The organism is Paenibacillus sp. J31P13, from assembly GCF_056269295.1.
Map to the genome: position 1 here is coordinate 1 of NZ_JBWDNR010000012.1, position 12,994 is coordinate 12,994.

5 protein-coding genes are annotated in these 12,994 nt (G+C 41.2%); 1 reads left to right on the forward strand and 4 read right to left on the reverse strand.

Annotated features, from left to right (window positions below):
• Nucleotides 1–367: 367 nt before the first annotated feature.
• From AC0YOD_RS25410 to AC0YOD_RS25425, 4 genes are all read right to left on the reverse strand, one after another.
• Nucleotides 368–6,655: a DUF4073 domain-containing protein gene (locus AC0YOD_RS25410; RefSeq protein ID WP_475802140.1), complete on the reverse strand. Its 6,288-nt coding sequence runs from the start codon at nt 6,653–6,655 to the stop codon at nt 368–370.
• Nucleotides 6,656–6,756: 101 nt separating this feature from the next.
• Nucleotides 6,757–8,439: a type 2 periplasmic-binding domain-containing protein gene (locus tag AC0YOD_RS25415; protein ID WP_475802141.1), complete on the reverse strand. Its 1,683-nt coding sequence runs from the start codon at nt 8,437–8,439 to the stop codon at nt 6,757–6,759.
• Nucleotides 8,440–8,534: 95 nt separating this feature from the next.
• Nucleotides 8,535–9,431 carry a carbohydrate ABC transporter permease gene (locus AC0YOD_RS25420; protein ID WP_475802142.1) on the reverse strand — a complete coding sequence of 299 codons (897 nt, stop codon included), beginning with the start codon at nt 9,429–9,431 and terminating at the stop codon, nt 8,535–8,537.
• A 16-nt stretch (nt 9,432–9,447) separates the two neighbouring features.
• Nucleotides 9,448–10,353 carry an ABC transporter permease gene (locus AC0YOD_RS25425; RefSeq protein WP_475802143.1) on the reverse strand — a complete coding sequence of 302 codons (906 nt, stop codon included), beginning with the start codon at nt 10,351–10,353 and terminating at the stop codon, nt 9,448–9,450.
• 290 nt (nt 10,354–10,643) lie between these two features.
• On the opposite strand from AC0YOD_RS25425, the gene AC0YOD_RS25430 reads away from it, so the two are divergent.
• Nucleotides 10,644–12,899, forward strand: coding sequence for a helix-turn-helix domain-containing protein (locus AC0YOD_RS25430; protein ID WP_475802144.1), 2,256 nt, complete (start codon nt 10,644–10,646; stop codon nt 12,897–12,899).
• Nucleotides 12,900–12,994: the final 95 nt, after the last annotated feature.

Below are 12,994 nucleotides of genomic sequence, written 5' to 3' on the forward strand. Positions count from 1 at the left end.
TTTCTCTGAAAACACACTAATTTTGTGGATTAGAGCTAATTTCTAGCTCTATTCTTCTCATTTATCGTCGTATGAGCTCATATCCGCTACTTTTCTTGAAATTAGAGCTAGCTTCTAGCTCTATTTCTCTGGATAAACGCTAATTTTGTGGAATAGAGCTAATTTCTAGCTCTATTCTTCCCATCTATCGTCGTATGAGCTCATATCCGCTACTTTTCTTGAAATTAGAGCTAGTTTCTAGCTCTAATTCTCCGAAAACATACTGATTCTGTGGAATAGGGCTAATTTCTAGCTCTATTCTATAATAGTGGTTTGGATATGTGAGATTGGAGCTATTGAATCCTTCATAAAATGCTTCATAAAACGCTTAATTCGCTAGTAAATTATAAATCACTTGTGCAGCTTCAGCTCTAGTTGTAATACCTTGAGGATCGAATGCACCGCTTGGACGTCCTTTAACTAAGCCCAATTCTGCAGCAGCTTTTACTGGTTGAATCGCCCAGCTCGCTACTCTATTCTCATCTGTAAATGAAACGTTAGCTGCCTCTGATGCTAAGTAATCTTCTTGCTTAATTTGATAGGCTCTCATCATCATTACGACCATTTCCTCACGCGTGATTTGTTCATTAGGAGCAAAACTTGAGGAGCTCTTGCCTTTCACAATGCCCGCTTTCACTCCGATAGAGACAGCTTCAGCATACCAATCGCTTGACTTCACATCCGTGAAAGAAAGCGATTCTTTATCAGTGAGCTTAAGCGATCTGACCAGCATCGCTGTAAACTCCGCACGCGTCAGCTTACCATCAGGTGCGAATGCTGTGGCGCTCGTTCCGTTGATGATAAGCTTTGAGGCGAGCTGTTGGATAACTTGAAAAGCCCAATGATTAGCTGGCACATCAGTGAACGTTTTCACCACATTAAGCACGGCATACTGACTAAAGTGGCTAATTTGTGCAACCCATTCTCCGTTTTTGAATTCGCCACCAATATAAGCCAGCTCTCCATTATCTGAGATATAGTAGATGGCGGAATTCTCTGCATCTCCAAGAGCGTTTACTTTCAATCTTATCGTAATCGGCTGATCGAATTTATCCAGAACCTCTAACATCTTGTTAGCGCCAGTAATCGAAAGGGTGAAATCGAATATGCTGCCTGCAAGTTTAATCGTTGCATGTGAGGTCGATTCTCCTCTTTCCAGCGCTTGCTTCTCTTGCGTCTCTGACAATGGTGTGATTCTCAATGAAATGACGCTATTCTTTAGATCCTCCGAGTTAAGCAATCCAGTCAACTGTTTAATGATTTCGGATGGCAATACAAGCGAAGCGCCTTCGGCATTGATCTCCAATACATTCTGACCAAGACGTTGTACGGTCTCATATGGCAGCAATACTTCCTTTGCTGCAGCTGGAATGGAAATCGCAGCTTTACCATTAACGATAACGATTTGTTGCGGAGTTACCGTTACCACTTCGGCTGGATTCGTATTACCGTTGGTGCCTTCACTAGGATTGGTTGGGTCAGTGCCAGGTCCCGGTTTTGGATCTGTTCCTCCTGGTCCCGGATCTGGGTCTGTTCCTGTTCCCGGATCTGGCGTGATCTTCTGATCCGGCATATTAGCTTGAGCATACTCTCTTGCTAGCTTACTAATATGAGCGAGCTGCTCTTCACTCCATGTGCCGTTTTGCAACGCAGGCATCAGCTCTGCTTTAATCACATGATCCCAAGCTCCTGTTCCACCAAAAGAATCCCAAACGCCTTCTTTCAGCCCAATCCGCTGCAAAGTGCTCATATCTGCTGATCTCTGATTCAAATACTTCTTCAAGAAGCGATTGTAATCCACACCGATAAACTCATTACTCAATTGATTCCATACATATGCCGCAGCCTCAGGATGTGCGGAGGAAGCCAACATGACTGGATAGGATGGATCTTCAATCATTGCTTTGTATCCCGCAGCCTTTGGACCTTTCGGGAACATCAAGAACACCCAATTGGCGCTTGGTATTGAGAATTGTCCTGCAGGAATGGGAACATCGTTGACATCCACGATTACAGGAATTTTCATCGCTTGTCCCAAGAAACTGCCATCTCGCATTTCAATCGTCGCATCCTGAAGCTTATCTGCTGCCTTCAGCTTTTCGGCTGTTTCATTATAAGGCATCGCCAAGAACAAAATGTTACCTAGACTGAATTGTTCGATGTACCAATCATCGCTTGCATCAGTCGGTTTCGTGACAATTAAGCCCGCCTCATACCATTCGCTGTATAATTGGCTTGCTTCTTGGAAGCTAGCAGAATCCAAAGAAAATTCAGCTTCAATAGAGCCATTTAATGTGCCTTTTGCAGCACTGTTGGCATATATCATTTGCTTGAACAACTCATCGGTATCCGCAAACAAATACTTGCTTCCCGCGAAGGGTGATCCTTTAAGCTTATTTGCAATTTCCTTCAGCTTGTCCCAGTCCCAGTTATTGCTTTGCTGCAACGCCATCAAATCATCCGATACACCAATTGATGTTTGCAATGCTTTATTAGCAAATAACCCTGTGCTGTTCATCGTCGGCCCCGCATACAGACCATAGATATTATTATCAAATGATGACATTGCCATATAAGTTTTATTCCATTTGCGATCATTGAAGTCAAACTCGCTAAATTGACTTGCAGGCAATATGTTCTTATCCTTGATTAATCCAGATTTCGTCCATTCATCTGGAACAATCAAAATATCTGGCATGTTAGATACGATTTCCCCGGATTTTACTTTATTAATATTGTCAGTCAATTGCTCCATCGACCAGTTGATGTCAGGCATGAATTGAATCGTGACATTACTTTCTGCTTGGATTCGTTCTACCCTTCGGTTCCATAACGTCTTCTCGTAAAAGCGCGAGAAATAGGCTCCGATATTACCGCCCAGCATCGTTTCTAATTTTCCATTAGCATCTTTTGAATAGGCGAAGCCAATGTTTTTTAGCGGCTCTGGGATCGGGTTGTACGTATCTTTGATCCAGCCGATAGAAACCGTTTCCCCGTTCAAATCTCTTATTTCACGATCATTCGCATACACAGGATCTCCTGTAAGTCTAACATCAGCAGATTCCGTGCCAGTTGGTTCAGAGTTGTTGTTATTGAGAGTACCCAGCTCCCAGAAATAAAGGTCAGCCATACCACCGCCAAGTACAACAGTCATTTCATATTTCCCATTGCCTTTGCTTACTAGCGGAACCTCTACAATCTCGCCCGTCATACGGCTTACCTTTTTCAATTTCTGTGGATCAATGCCGCTGCTTAAATCAAATGTAAGCTTAACTTCTTGACGCGTCTCATAGCTTGATCCCTTTTGTTCTTCTCCCGGCAGTCCGTTACCGCTTGTCAATCCGTTTAGCAGCATGAAATATTTAGGTGCAGTAGATGTGAAAAACTGCGTCGTATCCACACCAGGCAGTGGATTGAAATACGAGACAAATAGATCGCCATCTAATCCATCATTATTCGTTCCAATATTGTTAACCTCAATATTTTCAATATATGCTTCATCCAAAGTTGCCGTCCATTCCTTATTGTCTGCCGGTCTGCTGTTCTTCACAGTTGTACCGTTTGCCATATGCTGACCGGGAACGATAAGCACATCGCTATTATTGATATGCACTAAATGCTCGCCAAGATTTTTACTTTGTCTAATCATTTCTTTAAATTGATCATAAATATGATAAGGCAATGGATTTCCATCTTCATCAAGTCTATAGTCGCTAAATAAATATCCTGGCGTATCCTTGATCCAACGGAAAATACTCATCCATTTCGCTCCGAATGTCCAGTTCGCGAATGCGCTAAGATAGACTTGTGATTCCGTCATCTCATACCAACCGTCACCCCTTCTCTCGTAAGCAGCTGCACCAGGCCCTGTTCTCCAAGCTTGAATATAGTTGCCAAAAGGAATAGGAGATAGGCCTGTTCCATCATAGCCTTCTGATGCAACGATCCGATAACGGTTCAAGTCATCATAGAAAGGAATAACCGTTCCGCCAACTTCTTGAGATTGTCTATTTTCCCTGAAGTAATACATATCATAGGTGATAAAATCTGGCTTGGACGTGCGAACATACTTGCGAAGCATGTCTTTATTGAATGTTGAAATGAGACTCATCTCTGGCGTCGGGGTATTGCCAACTTCGTTGTGATGGACGAGCACATTCGGATATTTCTCCTTAGAAAGATCGAACCAATCCTTCAAAATTTGAGTCAGCGTATCAGAGTAATCCTCCTCATCACCGAATCCGATATTTAGGAAATTGTCTACATTAGCCAGTTGCTCTGGCTTCAAATATCCGTTAGCCTTCTGCTCCTCGGTAGGTGCGCCAGTCTTGCCGCGATCATGCCTATATATGGTATCGCTGTCGAAGTAAGACGATGATAAGTGATTGGCATTGGGACCGAAAGCGACTCCCCACTTCAAATCAGGATTCTGCTCATGCAGATCACTATTATAGTTAGGAGCGTCATTGTATTGAACAGCTGTTAAGCCCAAATCGTTAATATCATTAGCTGATGGGTACTTCATCCATTTCCTAAGCTCATACGCATCATCAGTAGGTACCCAAGATTGGAATTGCAAGCCATTCTTCATGAAGAGCTGACTTCCGCGCGAGAGGACTGGTTCAGTGAGAACAGGATCAGCCTCGCCCTTCTCTTCGAGGTTCACATCATCAATATAGGCACTGCTGCCCTTTGCCGTACTGAAGTCAATATAAGCCATGGATGCATCCGCAGATGTTTCGAAATCATAATAGAATACGGACCAATTCGTATTTCGTATTTGTGTATGTTCGATATAGTTCATAATATTTTTCTTATCGCCTGGAATGCCATTTTTATAGCCGGAGATTCGGAACGAGAGCGTTTGTTTGTCGCCCCCAACCTTGGCAGCGAATTGTACGCGATATTTGGTACTTGGCTTCAAATCTGTTTTCTCGTAACCCATTGTTTCTGGCAGCGTATTATTCTTCCCTACAAATAGAGAGTGAGCGCCTGTATACTTCTCTGTATTTACGACCTCAAAATTAGTATTTTTGCTGAAAAACTGATTTTTTACTGAAGCATCCACAGAAATTATATCTGCTCCGCCTTCAAAGTGCCCATTCACGATTAAAAAATCTGATGGTAATTCAGGGTCTTTGGGAGGCTCAGGCTTCGTATCCGAAATTTGCTCCAATCTTAATTCATCGACTAATACTTGCGGCAAAGCATTATTAGCCCAGAAGTTAATTTTGGCTTGAGGATACGTAGGAACGAATGTTAATTCGTATTCCTTCCACTCGCTTGTTAATTTTGAGAATGCAACCGAAACGGATTTGCCATTTGTCGTATAATTCGGCGTATCATAGCTTTTCACAGACAATGATCCCGCAGTGGCAGTTGCACCCGGAGCTGCTTTCATCTTGACTCTTAAGCGATAGGTTGCCTCTGTCTTAAGACCATCGACTTTATAATTCAGATTAATCGGAAAAGAAGCGCCATCTCCAAAATGTAGACTTCCGTTTCCTGAGAATACCTGATCAGGCGTTGTTGTAATGAACGCTGTCGTGTAGCCGCCATTTATTTCGGTTCCTTTATTCACAAAGAAGGAGTTCATTGGTGCTGCATCATCATTGCTTGTCCATGATAAAATATTGCTGTTTTCAGGATTGTCGAAGTCTGCACCAATAAGAGGTACTTTCACAATCCATTTTCCGATAGCTGCATCATAATAATAAGCATCCGTATTGGACGTAAAGACAAGTGATGTTTCATATCCCGCAGGCAGCTTATCCGTTGCCTTCACTCGCACTTGAACAACACAATCTCCGAGTAGGTCAGGCTTCGCATATGGATTGTAGTCATTCCATCCCGTATTATTGATGTTGTATTCCATCGTCTGATCGATGCCCAGAATATAATTATTGGCATCATCTGCTGTTACATTAGGAGCAGTCGGAACGGGCTCCGAATCCATTACTTTTTCAAGCCTCAACTGATCAATTAAGACCTGAGTTTTATTAGCAGAACCCCAGAAGTTAATCTTGGCATGAGGAAAAGTCGGTACAAATGTTAACTTATATTGCACCCAATCATTTGTAACGTTGTTGAAAGGAACCGAAACGGAAGCTCCTGCAGCAGTGAAGTTAGCTGTATCATAGTTTTTGACAGAAAGAGATCCTCCATTTACTGCTACTCCGGGAACCCGCTTCATCATAACGGTGAGTTGATAAGTAGCCCCTACCTCTAAATCATCAACCTTATAGTTTAGATTTAGCGGCCCTGTTACTCCATCTCCTAGATAAAGACTACCGTCACCCTCATATACATTTTCGGTAACGCTAGTGGTATAGGCTGTAGTAAAACCTGTGCTAACTGGTGTCCCTTTATCTACGAAAAAGGTATGCATAGGCTCTGTTTCATCACTAGTCCCCCTTAACTTCACATGGAAAGGATCGGAACTGTTAAAGTCAGCTCCCGTTAACGGAACGTTCACATAATATTTATCTGTTACCGAGTCATATCGATATGAGAACGCTTCCACTTTATTGGAGAAGAGAAAAAGACTCCCCATAGCCTGAATCATTAACATAAACGTCAAAAGAATAGAAATTCTTTTTTTAATCGATGTCTTCAAGTCTATTCACCTCTTAAATAATTTTTTAAAAAGATGATTTCATTAGAATTACAGCCGCATAACATGGGAAAACCTGCATACGGCTGTATTTTCACTATATCTTATTTACCTGCAACTCGATCGTAAGAAGCTTGCATCGAAGAAACAAATTGATCCAGCTTAAGCTGCTTAAGCTTGTTCACATAAGCATCCCATCCAGCCTCAATACCGCCGTTAAGCAGCCATTTGGTTTGGGAATCCTTCACAAAGTTTCCGATATCCAAGCCCTCAGTCGTATTCGTCTTGATTTCATCCGGTGTGAAGTTCATAACCGGCAATGTGTTGTTTTGCTTCGCATTTAGATAAAATTGATTAATATTATCTGCTTTCTCTTTATCTGCAGCCGTAATAGGGATGATGGTTCCGAATGAATCAGACGAAATAAATTTAGGCGATTGATCGAATGGTGCATTTTGGTGCCATACATCCATGAAGGAAACGCCATCTGGAACATCCTTTGTATTGTAGTCATAGGTTCCGTCGCCTTTATCAATTAGGCCAATTCCTACAGGACCGTATTGGGATTCCAAGCTAGTCAATTGATTGTAGAACTCATCAACCCATCTCATCGTAATTTCGGGGTTTTTGTTTTTATGTGTTATAGCAAATCCATTACCGCGAACGTTAATGTTGTTGTTTCTCTTCATAACGATAGGCTCTTCACCGCTCGGACCTTTGAATGGGGTGATAGCTACATATTGATCAGCTGTTTCAGGCGATACGGCTTGTGTAGACCAACCGTAGAACGCTCCTACTATACCTTTTGGATCTTTCATTTTTGCATCAAACTGCTTCGGATCTTGGGTAAAGCCCTCTTGGTCGAATAATCCTTCTTTAAAGAATTTATGCAAATACGAAATGGCTTCTTTATATTCAGGCTTGTCCGCTGTAAAGATTAGTTTGCCATCATCGCCAACGACGAAATGATCCAACGCCGTTCCGCCGCTGTTATGCACATCAACACGGCCGAATGCGCCGAAGAATTGACCATATCCCGTAATGTGATTGAAGTTAAGGAACGTGTACGGAATTTCATCATCTTTATTGCCGTCTCCGTTTGCATCCTGCTCTTTGAAAGCCTTCAGAACCGTATAGAATTCATCCATCGTTGTAGGCACTTCAAGACCCAAATTGCTCAACCATTTTTTATTGATATAAAGAAGTCCAGGGTAGTTACGTTGAATTTGCTCAATAACCGTTCCCATCGTATATTTGTTTCCGTCGAATGCCGTGCTCATGCCAGACAGCATCGGCTGCTTATTCATCGCCTCTTTATAATTAGGCGCATATTTCTCAATCAAATCATTAAGAGGAATAACTGTACCTTGCGGGCCAAATTTATTGGCATCCTCAACTGTGAACGCTTCCGGTCCAAAGAAAGCGTCTGGCACTTCATCCGAAGCTAGCAAAATGTTTTTCTTCTCGGCATAACTGGACTGTTGATATAGTTCCCATTCAATATGAACATTTGTTTTCTCTTCCAGCTCCTTGAAGAATGGCATATCTGCAAAATTTCCTGTTGTCGCGCCTTGAATGCCCACCATCTTCAAAGTCACTTTTTCCTTTACGATCGGCAAGCCCTTCACATACATATTGCCAACCATTTCACTGCCCTCTGTTCCTTTTCCCGCATTCGTGTTCCCCTCGTTCTGAGTCCCCGAATTGTTTTTAGCTGAACAGCCTGCAAGCAATGCTAGAGAAATTGCTCCAGCCATTACCGTCTTAAACACTTTTTTCCCCTTCATTAAAAACACTCCCCTTTTTTCATTTCAGTCCATTCAAATGAATGTAACACCTATATGCTGAACAGGCTCCCCTGTTTAACATTGAACTCAGCTTCTTACCCTTTGATCGAGCCTACTAAGACACCCTTTACAAAATATCTTTGCAAAAACGGATACAGAATGAGCAATGGGAAAGCCGCTACGATGATAACGCCATATTGGATCAAAGACGCTATCTCCAGCTGCTTGCTGGCTTGCTCCACATTTTCCATCATATCCGGAGAAATCGTGTTGGCGAGCAGGATGTTTCGCAGTACTAATTGCAACGGATATAAGGCTTCATCCTTCAAATAAATCAAAGCGCTGAAGTATGTATTCCAGTAGCCGACTGCGTAAAACAATACCATGATGGCTATCAGCGCTGATGATAGCGGAAGGGCAATTCGAAAGAAGAATCTAAACTCATTGCAGCCATCAATTTGTGCCGCTTCTCGCAGCTCATCCGGAATGGACGTTTGAAAGAAGGTTCGCGCTATAATGAGATTCCATGGAATGACAGCAACAGGCAAAATTAATGACCAGAATGAATTATACAGACCTAAATTTTTCACTAATATAAAGGTTGGAATGAGGCCACCGCTAAAAAACATCGTGAAGACAACCATATACATCACTAGGTTTCTGCCAAGCAGCTCTCTTCTGGATAAGGCATAAGCACCCGGAATGGTTATTGCCACACTAATTACAGTACCAAGCACGGTATACATCAACGAGTTTCCATATCCAGTCAAAATCATTTTGTCATTAAAAATTCGGACATAGCCTTCAAAATTAATTCCTTTCGGAATGAGTGTAATCTGTCCAGAATTGACTAGTGTCGGATTACTGAATGAGGCTATGACTACGAAATAAAGCGGATACAAAACGATTAGAAGAATAACGGTCAGCAACGCGTAATTGCAAATATCAAATAAAATATCAGATCTGCTTCTAGCTTTTACATTCATATACATTCACCACCTTTATGATTTACCATAACGAAGTATTGGTTGCTTTTTTGGCTATCAGATTTACAGACATAAGAACAACCAAGCAGATGACTGCTTCGAACAAGCCTATAGCTGTTGCATAACTGAAATCTGCTTGTTGAATGCCCACCTTATATACATAAGTCGAAATGACTTCGGATGCGCTGCGATTAAGATTATTCTGCATTAAGAATACTTTCTCAAAGCCGAGTGATAGCAATCTTCCGGATTCTAAAATAAGCAGGATGACCGCTGTCGCCAATATACCGGGAATATCGATATACCAGACGCGCTGCCATTTAGAAGCGCCATCCACAACAGCCGATTCATGTAATTCTGGACTGATAGAAGCAAGCGCTGCAAGGTAAATGATGGTACCCCATCCAGCATGCTGCCAAATTTCAGAAATAATATAAATAGCTTTGAAAAACTCCGGTCTTGCCATAAAAAATACAGGGTCCATCCCTAGTGACTTGATTATGGTGTTAACCACACCGCTTCTAGGTGAAAGGAACAACGAAACCATACCCACGATAACGACCGTTGAAATAAAATGCGGAGCATAAATAACGGTCTGAACGAGCTTTTTAAATTTCATACGCAGCACTTGATTGATCATTAAAGCTAGAATAATCGGAACTGGAAACCCGAATATCAAGCTGAACAAATTAAGCAGCAGCGTGTTTTTAATTATCATAAGAATTTCCGTCGATCGAAAGAACCTCTCAAAGTGCTCAAATCCTACCCATGCGCTATCCCAAATTCCCTTTAGTGGATAGAATTCTTTAAATGCAATTTGAACGCCATACATGGGGAAGTATCGAAAGATAATAAAGTATGCGACCATCGGGAAAAGAAAGATGTACAGCTGATAATTCCTTGCTAATTGTTTCATTGTTCTTTTCAAAACCAACCCTCACTCCTCTTAAATAAAATCGTCTGTCTCTATCACACTCTGAGCATAAATTTTATAGGAGGGGCTGTATATGAACATAATTTTTATACATGTGCTAGATTTGAGCAGCCGCACGGATAACCCTCATATGATAGCGTTTTCATGCTCTAATATGCAGATTTTGAGCCAATGTGCAGGATTTGATCTCACCAAAAAATATGCGTATTTAAATTGATCTTCCATAAAATTTGAGCTATAGTTAACCTGCTATTCGGACATTACATTAAAAGAGAGGGAGTTCTATGTTAAAATCAAAGCTGTTTACTCGATACGTTACTTCCTACACGGTGCTTTTTTTTATTCCACTGCTCATCTTGGCATTCTACGCTTTCCATAATTTCAAAGATGTATTGAACAAGGAAATCAATCTTCATAACTCGCGCCTCTTAGAGCAATCCAAAAACGCTATCGATACTAGAGTAGAAGAAATGATCAAGCTATCTATTCAAATATCAAACAACCCTTACTTTTCCAAATCACATCTAGAAGAAGACAGTTTCATTAATGTCGTACAAGCAACAAAGCTGCTTGAAAATTTCAGCATTCCAAATAACTTCTACAGCAATTTCTTTATTTATTACTTTGATCGGGATATGATTTATTCTCCACAGGGCACCTCAAATCCACGATACTTCTCTACATCCATTTATAAATACGAAAACTGGGACTTGGAGCAATTGAAGAGACAAGTACAAGCCGAACATAAACGATTTGTCAGACCCGCTGAGCAAATTCGTATTAACAATAGCTCAGAACGATATTTGACATATGTTGCGCCTCTTCCCTATGCCAGTGAACAACCTAGCGGAGCAGTCTTTTATCTCATTCGTGAAAGCGCTGTCTATAATATGGTGAAAGAAACGCTCATATCTAATAAGAGCAGTATTCTGATTGTTGATAATGAGTTCAATCCCGTCACCATGCTTGGAGACTTAGCTATTGAATCCGTTGATCTGCAGCCATTTCGTCAACACAACAATCATTTTGCTATGAAAACAATGATTCAAAACAAGCCCTACTTCATGTCGAGTACGACATCTGATAAAACAGGCTGGACCTACATCAGCTTCATGCCTACCGATATCGTGACAGGCAAGCTCGCACAGCTCAAATTAACAACCATTACCTTGTTCTTATTTTTGTTTTTAATTGGGATACTATTGATTTACTTCTTTATGCACCTGAACTATAAACCATTGAATGAGCTTACGAAATTTGCTGCGAGAATTGCAGGAAGTACACCATCTACCCCAATTGGCGGGCTGGAGACGGTTCATTCTGCAGTGGACCATATGAGCAGACAAATTAATGTATTGGAGCAAAAGGTAGAATCGGCAGCCGATACGATGCGGTTCCGACTTCTTCAGCAATTGCTCAAAGGTTATTATGCCGACCAAGAGGAATTCAACATGCGAGGCGCAGAGTATGGACTAACGATTTCTGGTAATAGTTATGCGGTTCTCATCATCATGTTCGATTCTATAAAAGAATTGGACGATGATCAGGTCGCTTCTGCCTTGAAAGAAACCTTCTCGAATTCGTATCATTACTTCGTGCTTGAAAATGTGCAGGACGACCAAATCATTCTTATTCTGAACGATGAATATAATCAAACGGCTGCTTGTGAGGAGCTGTGCAAAGGCTTGCTTCAACATTTCAAAAATCATTACGGCATCCACTGCACGATCGGAATTGGGAACTGGCATGCTTCTATTTCCGATATTTCAAAATCATATCTGCAAGCTTGCTCAGCCATTGACTATTGGCCAATTCGAGGCAAACATACCATAATTGCTTATCAACAAATGGAAGAAAGCAAAAACTATATTTCACATTATCCTCATCAGCAAGTTGCATTGTTGAAAGCATACATATCAGAAAGAGATGCAGCTAAATTCTCCTCATTGTTGGATACGATTATCAAAAGTCTACAGGAAAAGAATATACCGCTTATAACGGTACGTTTGATTTTTTATAACATGGTCCAAGCCATTATCCATGCCATTTATAAAAGCAATTACGAACTCAATGAAGAAATCACAAAAAATTTAGATATTATCTCTATAGCAAGACAAGATTCTGTGGAGGACTTATCTGTACGCATTAAGGCGATTTGCTCTGAGCTGTTTGTCAGTGTGGATGATAAAGGTCCATCCGAAAATAAACAAAATGAAAAAATGAAACAATATATTGAGGAGCATTATTGTGATAGTAACTTCTCACTGCAAAGCATGTCCGATTATTTGAACATATCCGTCTCTTATTTGAGTCATTACTTCAAAGCGCAGTTCAATCGCAATATCTCAGACTATGTCAATGATCTTAGAATGACTAAGGTGAAGATCGATCTAATGAATACGGATAAGAGCGTACAGGAAATTGCGCAAAGCGTTGGGTATTTGAATCAATCCAGCTTTATCCGTAAATTTAAGCAAACAACAGGCATTACACCGGGGGCTTACAGGGAGCTTAGCAGAAAGGGGACGAAACAAGCTTGAAGTTAGATAAACCATATTAGCGTTAGTTTGAAAAAAGCCGCGCGAGTGATCGATTTAGACTCCTCCGATCATTCACGCGGCTTTTTATTTGAAGA